This window comes from Curvibacter fontanus, assembly GCF_054780335.1.
In genome coordinates, this window is record NZ_BAAGWN010000035.1 from 1 (window position 1) to 17,296 (window position 17,296).

At 56.3% G+C, this 17,296-nt stretch carries 15 protein-coding genes; 11 read left to right on the top strand and 4 right to left on the bottom strand.

The window, feature by feature from the left end; genetic code table 11:
• The 4 genes from ACYVH8_RS13040 to ACYVH8_RS13055 all read right to left on the bottom strand — a co-directional run.
• Nucleotides 1-1,268 (bottom strand): site-specific DNA-methyltransferase (locus ACYVH8_RS13040; RefSeq protein ID WP_460489247.1); only part of this gene is annotated, 1,268 nt, incomplete at its 3' end.
• A complete protein-coding gene (locus ACYVH8_RS13045) occupies nt 1,268-4,351 on the bottom strand; it encodes a TrlF family AAA-like ATPase (protein ID WP_460489248.1) in 3,084 nt (1,027 codons plus the stop codon). The genes ACYVH8_RS13045 and ACYVH8_RS13040, both read right to left, overlap by 1 nt.
• The gene (locus tag ACYVH8_RS13050) at nt 4,351-7,224 is read right to left on the bottom strand and encodes an SNF2-related protein (protein WP_460489249.1); all 2,874 of its coding nucleotides are present in this window, start codon (nt 7,222-7,224) and stop codon (nt 4,351-4,353) included. The genes ACYVH8_RS13045 and ACYVH8_RS13050 overlap by 1 nt, the downstream gene beginning before the upstream one ends.
• Before the next feature lie 42 nt (nt 7,225-7,266).
• Complete coding sequence (locus ACYVH8_RS13055; RefSeq protein ID WP_460489250.1) at nt 7,267-7,467, bottom strand: helix-turn-helix domain-containing protein; 201 nt, start codon at nt 7,465-7,467, stop codon at nt 7,267-7,269.
• Nucleotides 7,468-7,618: 151 nt separating this feature from the next.
• Between ACYVH8_RS13055 and ACYVH8_RS13060 the strand changes: the two genes are divergently transcribed.
• The 11 genes from ACYVH8_RS13060 (at nt 7,619) to ACYVH8_RS13110 (ending at nt 17,294) form a co-directional block, all read left to right on the top strand.
• Nucleotides 7,619-7,879 carry a hypothetical protein gene (locus ACYVH8_RS13060; protein ID WP_460489251.1) on the top strand — a complete coding sequence of 87 codons (261 nt, stop codon included), beginning with the start codon at nt 7,619-7,621 and terminating at the stop codon, nt 7,877-7,879.
• Entirely contained in the window at nt 7,872-9,275 is a 1,404-nt protein-coding gene (locus ACYVH8_RS13065) for a tyrosine-type recombinase/integrase (RefSeq protein WP_460489252.1), read from the top strand. The genes ACYVH8_RS13060 and ACYVH8_RS13065 overlap by 8 nt, the downstream gene beginning before the upstream one ends.
• 164 nt (nt 9,276-9,439) lie before the next feature.
• Nucleotides 9,440-10,108, top strand: a complete 669-nt coding sequence (locus tag ACYVH8_RS13070; protein ID WP_460489253.1) for a hypothetical protein — start codon at nt 9,440-9,442, stop codon at nt 10,106-10,108.
• 80 nt (nt 10,109-10,188) lie between these two features.
• A complete protein-coding gene (locus ACYVH8_RS13075; RefSeq protein WP_460489254.1) occupies nt 10,189-10,671 on the top strand; it encodes an HAD domain-containing protein in 483 nt (160 codons plus the stop codon).
• A 116-nt stretch (nt 10,672-10,787) separates the two neighbouring features.
• Nucleotides 10,788-11,315: an HAD domain-containing protein gene (locus tag ACYVH8_RS13080; RefSeq protein WP_460489255.1), complete on the top strand. Its 528-nt coding sequence runs from the start codon at nt 10,788-10,790 to the stop codon at nt 11,313-11,315.
• A gap of 292 nt (nt 11,316-11,607) precedes the next feature.
• Nucleotides 11,608-13,644: a DUF2779 domain-containing protein gene (locus tag ACYVH8_RS13085; protein ID WP_460489256.1), complete on the top strand. Its 2,037-nt coding sequence runs from the start codon at nt 11,608-11,610 to the stop codon at nt 13,642-13,644.
• A gap of 133 nt (nt 13,645-13,777) precedes the next feature.
• Nucleotides 13,778-14,761, top strand: coding sequence for a helix-turn-helix transcriptional regulator (locus ACYVH8_RS13090; RefSeq protein WP_460489257.1), 984 nt, complete (start codon nt 13,778-13,780; stop codon nt 14,759-14,761).
• Nucleotides 14,762-14,884: 123 nt separating this feature from the next.
• A complete protein-coding gene (locus tag ACYVH8_RS13095) occupies nt 14,885-15,064 on the top strand; it encodes a hypothetical protein (RefSeq protein ID WP_460489258.1) in 180 nt (59 codons plus the stop codon).
• Nucleotides 15,061-15,429, top strand: a complete 369-nt coding sequence (locus tag ACYVH8_RS13100) for a metal-dependent hydrolase (protein ID WP_460489259.1) — start codon at nt 15,061-15,063, stop codon at nt 15,427-15,429. Before ACYVH8_RS13095 ends, ACYVH8_RS13100 begins: the two co-directional genes overlap by 4 nt.
• Nucleotides 15,430-15,455: 26 nt before the next feature.
• The gene (locus ACYVH8_RS13105; protein ID WP_460489260.1) at nt 15,456-15,740 is read left to right on the top strand and encodes a DUF3892 domain-containing protein; all 285 of its coding nucleotides are present in this window, start codon (nt 15,456-15,458) and stop codon (nt 15,738-15,740) included.
• 90 nt (nt 15,741-15,830) lie between these two features.
• On the top strand, nt 15,831-17,294 hold the full coding sequence (locus ACYVH8_RS13110) for a DUF3375 domain-containing protein (RefSeq protein ID WP_460489261.1): 1,464 nt from the start codon (nt 15,831-15,833) through the stop codon (nt 17,292-17,294).
• Nucleotides 17,295-17,296 lie beyond the last annotated feature (2 nt).

Below are 17,296 nucleotides of genomic sequence, written 5' to 3' on the forward strand. Positions count from 1 at the left end.
CGCGCACCCGCTTTTTCGCCGCCTCGCTCAATCGCTTTTGCACCATGCCCATATTCTCCAGGAACAAGCCTGCAGACATAACGCACGGACGGTACAGCGGTTGTCATGTTTTTAGAGAAGATCAATAAGCGCGGAATCACATGGGTGTGGCAATGTTCGCCAAGCTCGACCATGATCCATCGGCGCCCCATTTTGTGAGCAACAGCTCCGGTAGTCCCTGATCCGGCGAAAGAGTCAAGAACGAGATCTCCCGGGTTGGTTGCAAGCCGAATAATCCGCTGCAATAGCCGTTCAGGCTTTGGAGTTGAAAATGGATTCTCCGGGAATAGATCACGGATTTCCCGGCTGGACTCTTGATTGTGTCCTACCTCATCATGCAGCCAAACAGATTGCGGCAACATACCAGCTGAAATTTCAGACAAGAATTTCTTTACCGACGGCCGTCCAGTTCCATCGCGGCCAAATACAATTCGGCCATCTGCGACTAACTCTTTGTATCTGGCCGGACTAAAAACCCAGCAACGGCCCTTTGGTGGCCAGTGTTTTGTTCCGTCTGGCCCAACAATCTCAAACAAGTTGTCGCTTTTTCCAGTCTGGGCAAATTGCCTTCCCCGTTGACCTGAAAGAAGACTGATGGACGAGTTCTCCGGCTTCCAAGGGCCACGCGGATCGTTGTCTGGGTTCTGATACTTGGCCGTCTGCTCATCTGATCGATCAAGCAAACCGAACCTTGCCATTTCTTTGTTCTTCGCATATACCAACACGTGGTCATGCGAATCCGAGATCAAATGGGCATTGCTTCTGGGGCCATAAGCCTTTTGCCAAATTACATTGGAAACGAAATTGGCGCGACCAAATATCTCGTCGCACAGCACCTTCAAGTAGTGCGATTCATTGTCATCAATAGTGATCCATAGCGAGCCATCGTCTGACAGCAGTCGCTTGATCAAGTCCAACCGGTCACGGATCAACCCCAGCCAGATGGAGTGTTCCAGCCCATCATCGTAGTGTGAGAATGCGCTGCCAGTGTTGTAGGGTGGGTCGATGAACACGCATTTCACTTCGCCTGTAAACTCCTGCTCCAACGCCTTCAATGCCAGCAGGTTGTCCCCGAAGATCAGTCGGTTGTCGAAGATGTCGTTCTCGGTCACGCGATGTTTGGCGTGATACGACTTGTCCGGATCTTCAAGTAGGATGCGCGGCTCTAGCTTGGGCCGCTTCTCCTTCCCGATCCAGGTGAGTTCTAGTTTTTGCTTCGAATTACTCATCAGTGATATTTTCCAGAGCGATTGTTAAATGCCGGCTTGGTGCCTTCGAGAACCGTAACAACCGCGCTATTGAGAGTTGGATTCTCCAAAGATCCCGCCACATAGCTGATGGCGCAACCAGAAGCCCGATCGAAGGATGCTTGGATAATTTGCTCAGCGTCACAGACGACTGCCAAGTTCGGGTTATGGGTCACCATGATGATCTGGCGCTTCTTCTTTGCCTCAGAGAGGACCGGAACCAACAGCCGGAAAACTGTCTCGTTGTCCAGATTTTCTTCGGGCTGATCCAAGATGATGGGCGTCTTGTCGTTATCCACGAGCAAGTAGAAGATCAGCAGGAGTGCGCCTCTCTGACCAGGAGATAACTGCTCAATCTGCGTGTCCTGGAACAGCAGTGAATATCGCGGCTCGAGAAAATCGAGCCCAAAGATCAAGTCATAGACGGCAACAGCCGACTGTTCCTTCTTCAGGAGGTTGGCAATGCCAACCTCGGTCCCAGATGCCTTGGCCGCCTGTTCAAGGGTCTCATGCAAGGCCTTGGCGAATGCCAGAGCACCGTCCTTGGTGTTCAAGTCATGGCCATCAAAGAGCTTCTTGACGGTCAAGAGCGCCTCGTCTTGTCCGCGCAGCGCGCCCGACGTTTGCTTGATCAAGGCGAAAAGCAGGTCTGCGATGGCCTCTGCCGAGGCGGCAAGCGTTGCCTGGAACTGGAGCCGGTAGTCCTCGCGGATCAAGTCGTTCGCCCTGATCAAGTCTTGAACGGGCTTGAAGAGATCCTCTCGGGCCTTCCGCTGTGCATCCAATGAATCGAAGATCTCTGCTGTCAGCTGAAGTCGTGCTGCTTGCAGTTCAGCGCGCTTGGCGGGAAGCTCTTTGATCTGAGCCAGTCTGGTCTCAAGACCCACCTTGGTGTCCGGATCTTTCGGCGTGCCGGTCAGAGCGTCCAACTTCTTGGTCCAATCAGCAAGCTGGTGCTGGTAGGTTTCGAACTGCTGCTGTCGGGCGTTGAGCTTGGCCGCGTGAGACTTCTTCTCAACCTCGAGGATTGCAAGGTCGTTTGCCAAAGTGCTGGCTTCCACCTGCAGCGTCACCTGCTGCTCAGCGAGAGCAGAAGACCGATCCTCCAGCATTTCGGTCTTGATTTCTAGTTTCGCGACATCAGCCCAGTTCAGGCCAGCGAGCTGGAGGTCTCCCGCAACCTGGTGTTGGGTTTGATCAAAGGAGCGCTGGAGTAGTCGCAGCTGTTCTTTTACATTGGCGAGAGCCTTCTGCTGCTTGGCAATCCCCGTGATCTCAGCCTGGATCTGCTGCGTACGATTTGTCGAGGCGTCGATCTTCTGAGCAGTGGCCGCAAGCGCATCAGCAGCTTCCTTCTGCTCAGGCTCCATCGTTTCGGGCGGCGGTGGAACTTCCGCCGGCTTGATCTTCTGGTGCTCTTCGATCTCGCGCGTCTTGACCAGCAACTGGTCCGTCAGTTTCTTCTCTTCAATCGGCTGTAGCTGATCCTCAATTCGTGCGATCGTGGCATTGAGGGTCTTCAGCTCCTTGCGGTACTCCCCCAGTCTGTTTCTCAGCGCCTGTTCCTGCTGTTCCGTGAGCTGATCGAAATCGAGGGCACCAAGACGCATCTCCTCGCTGGTGTGCGAAAAGATGACGGCTCGGAGCTCCTGCTCAAAGGCATCTGACTTTCCAGAGACGTGATCATTACAAAGCTCCTCGAAGTAGTTTTGAGGGATGTATCGGACCAGTTCTTGTTTGTCTTCAGTTGGGAGCTCGTCCAGCGGACGACTCTCGGTACTCTCATCTCGCCAGGTCAGGGTGCCGGTGAAATGACGTGCGGGGTCTCCGGTCTTTCCCAGGAAGCGATCACGCTTGAGGAAGCTGAAGTGTCTTGCTTGACGTGAGTGGCCGAGGGTTGCAATGACGTCGGCCAGGGCGCTCTTGCCGCTGCCTTTGTTGCCAATGATGGCCACCAGGTCCGGATTGAGCGGCAGATCGCAACCGTGCAGCCAGTTGCCGATGCCAGCCTTGGTGCCTGTCTTGGCAACTTCGATCGACTCGATGAAGTGAGTCTTGCTCGCCTCCACCGCTTGAAGCTTTGGCGGCTTCTCACCAATGAACGACCGCTTCGCTGGCTCTAGGATGGCCTGCTTGAGACCCTGAAACGTCGGGTCAGCCTTGATCCATGTCTTCTTGCCCGATGGGAAGTCGCCGTACCCGCGACGGTCGTTGTCCCCCGCCACGCCGACGAAACAGTGCGCATCGCTGCCGGAGACGACTAGCCTGGGGATGTTCTTGAGGCCATGCTTGAAATTGCCGATCCAGGCTTTGTTCTTCGGCGTCTCCTCGCAGAGGAATGCAGTTCTCAGATCGGCATTCCGTGACTCAAAGATGGGAGAAGACTCAAGGAGACCTAGGAAGTAGGCGTAGTGTTCTTCCCATTTCACTTCCGTCAAGCCGTCGCTCGTGTCAAATGGCATGAAGCCAATGGCTTGTCCGTTAGGAACCTTCTTGATGGCGGACATGTAGCTGTCAGCCTTCACTTCCGCCAGTTTGTACCCTGCCATTAGGGCTTCTTGCGCGTCACTCTCAACGGCAGACTTTTTATGGCCCTTCTTCACGAGCATGTCATCAGCCGTACCTCGCGCCAAATCGATCAAGGACTCCTTGGACACTGACCTGTCAGTACGCTCGAGCTTCAGGTCGGACAAGAACTCACGCAGATGCTGGTCGGGAATGGTCTCCGCGAAAATGACGTGTGCATTGAGACGCTTAGTTGTCGGGGCTGAGAGGCGGAGTTCGATGCCTGGAAAGACAGTCTTCTTCAGTACAGGTGCGCCGGCTTCGGCCAGTCGGTTCTTGAGTGCGAACCATCCGTCAAACGTCCAGTAGTCCATGATCGCGAAGACGGCCGGTTCGGCAGCATTCATCGCTTCGATCATCTCGTCGACAAGAGCGCGATTTTCAGGAGAGGCCATGTCTCCTTCGTACTTCTTGCCTGTCCAGTGAAAAGACGCTGGTGTGTGGACATGTAGGTCCCACTGGCGCCAAACTGAACCTCTAGCGATCTCCCTTTTTGACATTAGATTAGCTCCCATTGAATACAAAACAAAGGCTGCTCGTTTACTTGTTGTTTGAGCTGACCTTCTAGCTGATTGATGATGTCGTTGCGCTGGGCTTCGATTTCATCTTGCTTTTTGAATAGTTCGCGCCGCAGTTTCGTGCGTGTACCTTCAAGTTCGCGTTGCTTTTTCTGCCAAGATAACTTCTCTTCCAGAGTTGGAGCACTTGCTGCCGCGCGGCGCACCTCTTTGATTTGCCGGTCAATCTCCTTGATCTCCTGCTCGATACCCAACTTCAGGTCGTCTGCCCAAGCGTCTAGCTTCTGAACCTCTTGCTCGAAGTAGCCTAGGTTGCGCTGGTTGATCTCCTGCAGGATGCTCTGTCGCCGGCTCAGCAGATCTTCGGCAAGTGGGGGTGGCGGCGCATCGCCATCGCAGAGCACGGCAACGTTTGCCGGTAGACGTAGGATTTTCTCGGGGTCGTCTTCAGCCAGCGAGTCTCCTTCATTAGTAACAGCCGCGACAACGAGTCGCTCTTCCAAGTTACCCAGCGCTTGCACCGAAACCAGGCTCACCTTGAGCCAGCCAGACATACCGCGATAGTTTTTCAGTGTGCTGATCTGTGTGCCGTAGGCCCCGTAGTCGAACACGAGCTTGGCTATTGGCAAAGCACGAGACTTGGCTTGGGATGTAACCCACTCTGCAAGCGGGTGACCGATCCGATACAGGTGTGCATCGCCCGAACGTCGGGGCAATTCGTAGCGGCCCAGTTCAACTCCAGAAATCGCCGAACTAGGCAGTTGCTGGAGCACAAACCCGTCGTCATCGAACGTCGCATGTGCAGCGAGCTCTGCGCGCGTCAGATCCAGCAGCATTCGCTCGTATTTGCTCCGCGCTGCGCGACTGTCTTCCGCCCGAACACGCAGCTTGTCCTGAACCTCTTCATCGAAGTTCTCGAGCAGTATCTGCCGTGTCTTGACCATGGCTTCGTTGATCTCGCCGGACAGGTCGCGCTGCAACTGCTCGAAGCTGGCCTTGATCTCTTCGGGATCACGGCAGTTTTGGTAAATCTCTGCGATGCGGCGTTCGAAATCCACGCCTGACCCGATGGCGCCCAGCACCTCGTCGCTGGCGCCAAAAACCCCTTCGAACAGCTGAAACTTCTGGTCCAACAGCTCATACACACGGGCGTCGGCCTCGTTGCTGCGGTCGACGAAGTTAACCACCACTACATCGTGCTTTTGTCCATAGCGGTGGCAGCGGCCGATGCGCTGCTCAATGCGCTGAGGGTTCCAAGGGAGGTCGAAGTTGATGACCAGAGAGCAAAACTGCAGGTTGATGCCCTCTGCGCCAGCCTCGGTGGCTATCATCACTTTCCCGCGTTCTTTGAAGTGCTCAACCAGTGCGGCTCGTGTGTCTGCGGTCCTTGATCCCGTGATGCGGTCTGTCCCTGCGTGGCGCTTGAACCAATCGGCATAGACGGCTCGCGCTCGGGCATCACTGTTTGTGCCGTTGAATAAGACGATGCCCTCGCCGTAGGGCGTGTCCGCCAGGAGAGAAAGCAGGTATTCCTGCGTGCGCTTGGACTCTGTGAAGATGATGGCCTTCTTTGCCGCGCCGGGTCGCCCTAGCTCAGCGAATGCCTTGTCCAGAGCGGTCAACAGTGCCGTACCCTTGGCGTTCTCGCGAATGTTGGTTGCCAGTGTCTTGAAGTGCCGCAGCTCGGCAATTTCCTGAGTGACTGCATCACGATGGTTGGGTGTTGCTGAAGCGGTTGAGGTATTCAGCCCTTCCCATTCGTCAGCGGTTTCATCAAGCGACTCGTAGTCGTCATCGAGTGCCTCGGCTAAATCGAGGATTTCAGCCGACTCGTCCAGTTCGCCTTCAAGCCGCTTGGCCATGGTCTCCAGAGCGCCCGCAATGGCGTGGGTCGATGAGGCCAGCAGCTTCCACAGCACCAAGGAGATAAGTTGCCGTTGGCCTTCTGGCAGCGCCTTGAGGTTGGGCCGACGAAGGTATTCGGCGACAAGGGTTGACAGTTCCCGCTCCTCGGTCGAGGGGGTGAACTCTTCAACGATAGCCCGACGTGCTGTGTAAGGTACGTACTGCTGAACTTGGCGGCGCAGCGTGCGTTTGCACACGGTGGCAAGGCGGGCTCGCAGGGCTGTAAAAGCCTGTTCCCTGGGCTGCGCCGTGAACTGCGAGCGAAAGCTGTCAATGTCACCAAAGACGCGGTCATCGATCATGCTGACAAGGCCGTAAAGCTCTAGCAGCGAGTTCTGCAAAGGCGTGGCGGTCAGCAGCACTTTGGAATGCACATGGGCCAGAGCTTCTTTCAGTGTCTTGGCGATCACGTTGCTGGTCTTGTAGACATTGCGCAGGCGGTGCGCTTCGTCGAGCACTACCAGGTCCCAATCAACGGCCTTGATCTCGGCCGCCTTCGCCTTTGCGAATTGGTAGGAACAGATGACGGGGCCGGACCCCCCTTGAAACGGATTCGGGCGACCCTGTTTGTGGAAGGCGTTGAAGCTCTTGGCTTCTAGGAGGACGCCCTGCAGGTTGAACTTATCTTGCAGCTCCTGGTGCCATTGTTTGCGCAGGTTGGCGGGCACGATGATCAGGATGCGACGGCGGCGCTCGGCCCAGCGCTGGGAAATGACCAGCCCGGCTTCGATTGTTTTACCAAGCCCAACTTCATCAGCCAAGATGACGCCGCGCGAGAGCGGATTTGCGCAGGCGAACAAGGCAGCCTCAACCTGATGGGGGTTGAGGTCAACCTGGGAGTCCACCAACGTCGAAGCCAGTGACTCGACGGTGTTGCTGGCGGCACGGCGCGTCAGAAGCCAGGCCAGATACTGGCTTTGATGTGGTGTCAGGACGTACTGATTGTCCAAATTCTCTCCCTGAATTCTGAGCGCCAATAGTACGTTCTTCGGCTAGGGCGTTCTTTCCAGAAGTTCTGGGAGATCAATCTTGAAGTACGCGCACAGCTTGTCCAAGACGTCCAGTTCGATTCGTTCTGCAGTCTCGTAATACAGCCGCGTCAACGTCCCTCGGTTTATCCCCGTATCTCGCGCCACGTCACTGATCTTGAGCTTGCGCTCCCCAAGTAGCCGGGCAAAGTGACAGTGGATCATGGTGCAGAAATAAAAAAATTGCTCTCCTGCGGATCAAAATGGCTTGACATGGTTCAAAATGCATCCATAATGATCTGCAGGAGATCAAAAATGATTGTGGTTAATCAGATTGCTCTCCTAGTGTAACCAGACCACGCAAGGAGAACCAGTAATGCAAACCCCTACGTCTGTAGGCCAAGCCCAGACCTATCTGACAACCGAGGAGCTGTCCCATCGGATCAAGTACGACAGCCGAACTATCCGGGAGCGCCTAAAAGACAGTGTGCTGCTCGAGGGGCGGCACTACATTCGCCCATTCGGCGGGCGGAAGACGCTCTATATATGGGAGGCCATTGAGCAGGACATGGCCAAGTACTCCCGACTGGGCGGGCATGCCATCCCCATGGCTAATGGGGGAGCGCTCCATGCCTAGTATTCGCGTCCGTCCGGAAACGGGGACGCTGTTTCTGGACTTCAAGTTCCAGGACCGGCGCCTGAGGGAGCAGACAGCATTGCCCGACACCCCGGCCAACCGCAAGCGCCTGCAGAAGGTCCTGGACCGTATCGAAACCGAGATCGCCCTCGGCGCCTTCGACTACGCCAAGACCTTTGGCAAACCCCTGCCTGCGCAAAAGGATCAAACCGAAACCGAGGCGCAGGACATCAAGGCCGCCAAGACCAGCACGCCCTTGTTCAAGGACTTCGCCAACCAGTGGTACCAGGAAGCCGAGGTGACCTGGCGTCGCAGCTACAAGATCACTCAGCGCGGTGTGCTGGACAAGTACCTTATCCCCCACTTCGGTGAGAAAGAGGTCGGCAGCCTCACGAAGGCAGACATTCTGGAATTCCGGGCATCACTCGCCAAAGTCACCGCCCGCAAGTCCGATGAACCTCTGTCCAACCGTCGCATCAATGCGATCCTGAAACCGCTGCGCCAGATCCTCAACGAGGCCGCCGACCGGCATGAGTTTACTTCGGCCTTTCGCAATATCAAGCCGCTCAAGATGAAGCGCAGCGACGTCCAGCCTTTCACGCTGGATGAGGTTGACCTCATCATGAAGACGGCTCGGGCGGACTACAAGAACTATTTCACCGTGCGGTTCTTCACCGGCATGAGAACAGGTGAGGTCCACGGGCTGAAGTGGAAGTACATCGACTTTGAGCGGCGACTGATCCTGGTGCGGGAGTCCATCGTCCTGAAAGAAGACGACCAGCTCAAGACCGAGGACAGCATGCGCGACATCCATATGAGCCAGCTGGTCTACGACGCGCTCAAAGCGCAGTACCAGGCGTCGCGGGAGTTCTCCGAGTACGTCTTTTGCAACCAGGCGGGCCAACCCATCGACAACCAGAACTTCCTGAACCGGATCTGGAATCCGCTGCTGCGTCACCTGAACCTGCCGCACCGCCGCGCCTACCAGATGCGCCATACCGCGGCAACCCTGTGGCTGGCAGCGGGTGAGGCCCCGGAGTGGATTGCCCGCCAACTGGGCCATACCAGCACGGAAATGCTGTTCCGTGTCTACAGTCGTTACGTACCGAACCTGACGCGGCAGGACGGCTCCGCCATGGAGCGTCTTCTGGCCAGCCGCCTCGGCGCTGGGATTACGCAGGCAAAGGAGCAGGAAGCGCCGGAAGCCGAAAAGCAGGTCCGTGCAGCGCGGCGCTGTATCTCCAACGGCGCCTCTATCCTGTCCCAAACCGAACCTAACCAGACTGCAGCGCCGCTGCCGCAAGGGCTGCTCCAGACCAAGTCGTCGGTCGTGATCTCTCTGGCCTCGCGCCGCCGTAACGACCACGACCCCCAGCCGCCGCCTGCATGGTCATAGAGGCCAACATAGTCTGTGAGCCAGCCCATGCAAGCGCAGGGACTGATTCAAAAAAGTCACTTTGCAGCGTTTCGCAGCGACGTGGTCAAAAGAATACCTGTCGTTGAGGATGCCTGCGCCTGATCAAAACCCATACGCGGGTAAACCAAAAGGAAGAAATAGACATGAACATCACGAAGAACCTCGAGATCAAGCAACCCATCATCGACAGCTTGCTGAGCATTCCCGGCATGCTCCGAGCGAGCGATCTGGAGCTCAAGCCCCGCCGGAAAGCGGAAACTGATGAATCGGTTAACACGCTTCTGGCGAGGACAGCCGTGGGTACTCGTCGTCCGGGCGCAAATGATGATCTGTACCAAGACACACCCAAGAGCCGGGTTGAGCGGATCCAAAAGCTCATCCAAATGCCTGTGGCATCAGCCGTCCTCTCCAAGGCCTTGGAGAGGACGGCAATAAAGGAGTGCATCGCAAACCGCCATGTATCTCCCGGTCGCAGCTGGGCGGCAATCATTCATGAGGCGATGCGGCGAGTTGTGGCCGACGGGCGACTCTCGGAACGCGAGGTCGATCTGGTCAGGCTGGGAGTGGTACTGACTGGACTCCAGCAGCTCATCAAAGCCAGCAACAGTGGAGAAGATGAAGACTCGGTGTATCGGGACAGCAAGGCAGCACGCGAGCTGCTCATGGAACTCGACCCGGAAGCCGGCATCTGGCTGCAACACACGCTAGGTCACGGTCTCTCAGACGAGGATCTAACGGACAGAGCAAGGTACCTGCAAGCTTTGGTGCGACAAGCCAGCCACCTCCTTGCTCTAGCCAGATTTGGCAAATGAGTGGCTCTAGCGAGAAGAGCGGTCGCCAGCGCTTGACAGCGCTAGATGATCAGGTAGCTTAAATCAAAACATACCGAAACATGCTTGAACAAAACGCCAAGGGCTGGGGAAAGCCTATCCTATTTCTGGATTTCGATGGGGTACTGCACCCCGAGTTCAGTCACCCGAGCGAATACTTCAGCTGTCTGCAGCACTTTGAAGCAGTCATTCGCTGTGTGCCGGATTGCGAGATCGTGATTGCCAGCACCTGGCGAGAGAACCACGCGTTGTCGGACCTGCAAAAGCCCTTCGCGCCGGACATCGCCGCACGAATCATCGGAGTCACGCCCTTGGCGTCAGAGATTGAGGGCGTTCCCGATTCCCTGCTGGCCTATCAACGTGAGGCGGAGTGCTACGCCTGGCTCAGGGCAAATGAGCGAAGTCATTTACCGTGGCTGGCGCTGGATGATCGGGCCTGGCTGTACAGGCCGTTCAGTCGTAACGTATATCTTGTGAACGGGAGCAAGGGTATCCAGGCTGCCGATGTCGAACCATTGGTGCAGCGTCTGGTACGTGCCAACTAGATGTCGGAAAGTTAGAAGGATTCTGAATACGTGACGCAGATCCCACCGTGCACGGACGTCACTCGGCAGTTGAGGCCAAGGTTGATCAGTTAGCCTGATTCAAAAGAGATAGAAACATGCTTGAAAGAAAAATCAAAGGCTTGGGAGAGCCCATTTTGTATCTGGACTTCGACGGCGTACTTCATCCGGAGTACTGCTACTGGCATCCCCGCAAGGGGCCGTATCTGAAAGCGCCGGGCCATACACTTTTCGAGCATCTGCCTGTCCTAGAGGCATTGCTTGCGCCGCACCCTCAGATCAAGATCGTGCTATCCACCACCTGGGTGCAAACCTACCGGTTCAACGGCACCGCTAGGAAGTTGGGATCGACTCTTCGTGAGCGCGTGATCGGAGCAACGTACCACACGGGAATGAGCCTAGAGAACTTCAGGGACATACCCAGAGGTCTGCAAATCTGGGCCGATGTGGCCAGGCGACAACCGTCAGTATGGATCGCGATTGATGACGACGCGTTCAAATGGCCGGACTGGGCGCGCGACCAACTGGTCCAGACTGACGGGATGCTAGGCCTCGGTGAAGAAAGGGCGCAGTATGAACTGACGAAGAAGCTACAAGGGCTGGCCGCAGGACATGAAAGTGGCTGATAGGGCGCAGCTCGTCAAAGGAGAGCAAATGGGGCGATCAAGGTTGCACATCGGCAAGAGTTTGCAGACTACCTTGATTCGCCGAATAATGTTCGAGAAGTCCAAGAGCTGCCTCGCCGCCAATAAGCAAGTCAGATGAAATCCTGCAAGGTGCAGGGCATGACAGATATATCGAAGCTACAGACAAGAACAAGAATGAGAATGAATCCCACCAAGCATTTCCTTCGGATCATGCGCGTCAGTGCAAGCTTGTATTTCGCTCCGTTGGTGGGGGCCATCAAAGGCATCAGATATGAGTGGCAGCGAATTGAGCGTGACGCGCGCAGATGTCGTCTGGCAGAACAAAAGGGAGAGGTCAATTATGAGCAATCGTGTCTATCTCACCAAAAGCAGGTTCAAGCTCGCGACTGAATGTCCAGCCAAGCTCTACTACACGGGCAAGACCAAAGAGTACGCTGATAACAACAGGAACGACGAGTTTCTGCAGTCACTGGCAGAGGGTGGCTTCCAGGTTGGCGAACTAGCCAAGCTGATGTATTCCGGTGGCATTGAGGTCGAAGCCCAGGGGCATACCGACCAGCTGAAAGCAACACAGGGCCTGCTCGCTCGCCAAGAGGTAACGCTCTTCGAGCCAGCACTTAGCCATGAGCGGCTGTTCGTGCGCGTCGATGTCCTGGAGAAGAAAGGCAATGCGATCCGCCTGATCGAAGTGAAGTCCAAATCCTACGATCCGAATGACGAGCATTTTTTTCGAGGAAAGAAAGGGCAGATCAACTCAGATATTCGACCCTACCTGATGGATGTTGCCTTTCAGACGTACGTCGTTCGGCTGGCCATGCCCGGACACAAGGTGACGCCCCACCTGATGGTCCCGGACAAGTCCAAGGCCGCGACCGTCGATGGCCTCAATCAGATGTTCCCCATTGAGCGTCTAGACGCTGCGGCTGGGAGGGTTTTCGCGAGGCCGCGACCGGGGCTAACGCCGGACCAAATTGGGCAGTCGATTCTCACCGAGATCAACGTCGAGGAATACGTGAACGAGATCCTGGCGTCGGTTCTTGAGGTTCCTGGAGCTACAGGAACCCTGCCAGACCTGACCCAGCAGTGGGCTCAGGCCTACGAGGCCGACGTTCGTATCGATCCGCCCGTTCAGTCTCAATGCAAGAAATGCGAGTTCCGTTCCGACGGCAGTGATGGCCTCAAGAGTGGACTCCATGAGTGCTGGCAGACCAGCCTTCATCTGACCGATGCTCAGATGAAAGAGCCGTTAGTGTTGGATCTTTGGGATGGGAAAAGCACGGCCAAGTGGATGACCAAGGGAACCTACATGCTCAAAGACCTCTCGATGGACGACATCGGGTACAAGGCCGACAAGAGAGGATTTAGCCGTACGCAGCGGCAATGGATGCAGATCTCTGGCGAAGGCTTGAATGGTGCTGACTACCTTTTCGATGCCAATTTGGTGCGCGAAGACATGAAGGGTTGGAAGTATCCGCTCAATATGATCGATTTTGAGACGTCTCGGACGGCGCTCCCATTTCATAGAGGTAGAAAGCCATTTGACTTGGTTGCGTTTCAGTTCTCACATCATGTGCTTCATGAGGATGGAACGGTCGAGCATGCCGGAGAGTTTCTCTCCGTTAAGCCTCACGAGCATCCGAATCTGGATTTCTTGCGTGCCCTAAGGGCGACGCTCTCCCAAAACGATGGGACCGTGTTCATGTGGTCTCCTTACGAGAACTCGGTACTGAACGGGCTCCTCGCACAGATCGAGCACACGGGCAATCGACCGGCAGACGCTGATGAACTGGTCAACTTTGCCCGCTCCATCACCGTTGGGAAAGAAAACGGAGAGTTGGTCCGGTCTGGCACGCGCGCTATGGTTGACCTGTGCGAGCTCGCCAAGGCAGCTTTCTTTCACAAAGACACTAGAGCAAGTAGCTCAATCAAAAAGGTCTTGCCTGCGATGCTGACGGCGTCAGAGTTCCTGCACAGCAAGTACAGCCAGCCTATCTATGGTGGCGGCAAGCCAAACAGCAGAAACTTCCGAGAGCCGATTGCATGGTGGCAGCCAGGCGAAGACGGGAAGCCCGTGGATCCCTACCGCCTTTTGCCGCCTGTTTTCTCTGACTTGGAGTTGGCGGAGAGTTCGGAAGACGAAACGCTTGTTAACCAGGGCGGCGCAGCCATCATGGCCTATGCCCGGCTGCAGTTTGAGGAGATCTCGAACGAGGAGCGACAGGCCTGGGAGCAAGCGCTCCTGAAGTACTGCGAGCTGGACACCCTGGCTATGGTTATGGTGGTTGAGGGCTGGCGGGCTTGGACGTGAATGCATCGCTGGGGCAGCAGTAATCGCCAAACGCCGCTGAACGAGGCGCGGGCTGCGGCGTGTCCGCGGGTGGACCTCTTGTGGGCGCCCTGAGAATCTGCTGAAATCACCCTCAAACAAATGGAGGGGGGGAATGCCAAAGCAGACAGAGGGTCGTATCCATAAAATTATTGCGTTGATTCGGCGAAAGGGGGCCGCATCAAAGGAGTTTCTTCTCAAGGAACTCGAGGTATCTGCCGCAACAATCAAACGCGATTTCGAGTTCCTGAAAGACCGGCTGCATTGCCCGCTTGAGTACGATCGATCAAGAGGCGGCTATGTCATCCGCGACGACCAGCTTCCAAATGGAAGGCGTTTCGAGCTACCGGGTATCTGGTTTGACTCGTCGGAGGTCTATGCCCTTCTGACGATGCTGCATCTTCTCGAGGGAGTTCAGCCGGGTTTGCTCAATGAGCACGTTGCGCCGCTCAAAGTCCGCTTGCGTGAAATGCTTGCGCAAGGCGCGCACTCCGCCAAAGCGATCGAACGTCGCGTCAAGCTGATTCACTTTGCGAATCGGAGGGTTGATAGCAAGCATTTCCAACTCTTGGCCGGCGCCCTTCTGGACCGTAAGCGACTGCACCTGCGTTACTGGGTGAGAGAGCGAGGCGAGGAGACCAAGCGGGAAGTCTCGCCGCTGCAGCTTGTCCATTACCGGGAAAACTGGTTACTGGATGCCTGGTGCCACGAGCGTAAGGCACTGCGTTCGTTTTCACTGGAGGCTATTAGGTCCGTGAACGTTCTGGAGAAAGCCGCTAAGGAAGTGGGCGAGCAAGATCTCGCTGATCATTTTCAGAGTGGATACGGAATCTTTGCAGGGAAAGCGTCTGCCGTGGCTAGGCTGAAGTTCAGCCCGAAGAGAGCTCAATGGGTCTCGCTGGAGACCTGGCACGAGAAGCAAGCTGCCCAGTGGCTGCCAGATGGGAGTTACTTGCTGGAGGTGCCCTACTCCAACGACCAAGAACTGGTCATGGATCTGCTCCGACATGGGGCAGACGTCGAGGTCCTCGGCCCGCCTGAACTCAGGCAGCGGCTGGCGGCTGAATTGTGCGCCGCAGCAGAAAAATATCGCACATAGGCTCACTAGTGGCTCACTCTATGAGCCACTGACCCATCAACAATCTCCTCATCGTCAGGGAAAGTCCGTGCTTGGCAAAACGACCACGACGGACCCATCCCTGAGCCTTGAAAGGAGTTTGATATGGCCAAAAATTCCCCTGTTGGTGACAACGCCCGCCGTGGCGCCGTGCGCGATCGATCTCAGGTTTACAACCCGGTGACAGAGAACTGGACCAAGCGAGACAGCGATTCTGGCCGATTTATGGACCAGAAGAAGGACGGGGATCCGTTCAAGGGCGTGCGCAAGGAGCACAAGAAATGAATGCAACTGCGCATCGCGTCACCGCCGGAGCGGCTATCGGCATTTATCTGGCTGGCCAGGAAGAAAGGAGCGGGCAGCGCACGTTGCTGCCTGTGGTGGGTGGGCTCGCAGGCTCCATCTTCACGTGCGTACCGGACATGCTCGAGCCGGCGACATCACCGAATCATCGGGACTTTTTCCATAGCGTCGTGTTTGCGGGAATGCTGGTAGGGGGGGTGGTAAAGCTCCACCAATGGAAGCCGGAGGAAGATTGGCAGAGGCTCTTGCGGGGGATTGGGTTACTTGCAGGTTCTGCATATCTCATACACCTCGCCCTTGACGCAACGACGCCTAAGTCGCTGCCCCTGCTCGGCCGAATTTCCTGATGACCAGTCTTTAAGAGGAGAATTCCATGGATTGCCAAGTTACTTGCATTATCAAACCCAATGCGCAGAGCCCGCACGAGCATATTTCTCACCTCGGTAACCCGCGTGCCAACTGGGTTTGGACACGTGAAAAGGTGATCCAAAGCATTGAGAGTAAAACTAACACCTTCTACGTCATCGATCCGATTTCGGGAAAGCGTGCGGATATCGGTGTCGTGCGAGAAACTGGCAAGGACCCATATCTCAGAACGTACGCTGATGGGAAGTGGAATAACAATCTCTTGTCGCTTGATCAATGTCCCTGGCGGTAAGTTATGGGGCGTGTAGCTTGGAATGCTTGGGAGCTACCTTGATGTGAGTTTCGAAAACGCCGAAGGTGTGCAACTGGCTAGGAGGTCGAGGTGAAAGCACTTCGCGGGGCTGCGGCCCTTCGCAACTTACGAGAGCAGCCGCTCTGGCGTTTGCTGGCGGCAACCAAGGCGCCGGTGATAATCGCCTTGCTCCAGTCGTTGTTCATGGAGACCGACAAGTCGCTGCCCAGTTCCGTGCTCCACGAGCGACTAGCGCGGGACATTGATGCACTCCGCGCAACAGGAGAAGACCTCCCTCAGCCACCCCAGGCATACGTATCAGAGTGGCTAAGCCAGGGCTGGCTGACTCGCAGGTTTCCTGCCGGAGCACCTGAGGAGGAGTACGAGCTGTCGGCCGAAGCTTTGACGGCACTTAGGTTTGTTACCGGCCTGCTGAAACCAAGAGCCACGGCAACAGAGAGTCGGTTGTCTGTTGTCATTCACCAGCTGTCGAGGCTGGCTGAGGAGACCAACACCAGTCCCGAAGCACGTTTGGCCGCACTTCGTGCGGAGCGTGACCGTATCGACAAGGCCATCGAAGAGGTCGGTAGAGGCGGCGTCAAGACGCTTGAGCCTGATCGTGCCATCGAGCGCGCCCGTGAGGTCATTGCGTTAGCACAGGAGCTCGCGGCGGATTTCCGTAGTGTCCGTGACGAGTTCGAGCGGCTCAACCGCGGGCTGCGGCAGAGTTTGATGGAAAACGAGGGCAGTCGTGGTGACGTGTTGGAACAGCTCTTTGCAGGCGTGGACCTCATCGGGGAGAGCGACGCAGGTCGTACGTTCAATGCCTTCTGGCGTCTTTTGACAGATAGCGAGCAGGCAGCCACCCTTCGGGAGTCGTTAGACGAGGTGACAGGCCGACCCTTCGCCCGGCAACTGGAATCGCATGAGCGCAAGTTCTTGCTCGGGTTGACGGGCGCGTTGCTGAACGAAGGCCGAGGTGTGCATGACGTGTTACAGCATTTCGCACGGAGCCTCAAAAGCTTCGTCCAGAGCCGTGAGTTCCTCGAACATCGGCGTCTCCATGGGCTGCTGAAAGAGGCTACGCAGGCGGCGTTGAATGCAAAAGGCCAGGTACGGCCCAACGAACAGGTCGGCTTCGAGCTGATGCAGTCCAGCAGCCGAATCAGGTCGGTATCCCAGTGGGCACTCTATGACCCTGCGCAGCGTGTAACCGACTCGTCAATGCAGGCCGCAGAACCGTCAGAGCTGGATCTGGAGACCGTGAGCGAGCTTGTTCGCCAGTCAGAAATCGACTTTCGAACTCTCAAGGCACACCTGCGGGCCATTCTCGAACGCCAATCGCAGGTCACCATCGGTCAGGTGCTTACCGAGTTCCCTGCGGAGCAGGGACTGGGCAGCGTCGTCGGGTATGTGGCCCTGGGCGCCAAACACGGCGAAGTCACGGAGGGTACGGAGGTTGTTTCGTGGGCCGGCGACGATGCAGCACAGCGTCGTGCGAAGGTTCCGACCATCTACTTCATGAGGGAGCGCTATCTTGAACTCGTTGACTGATT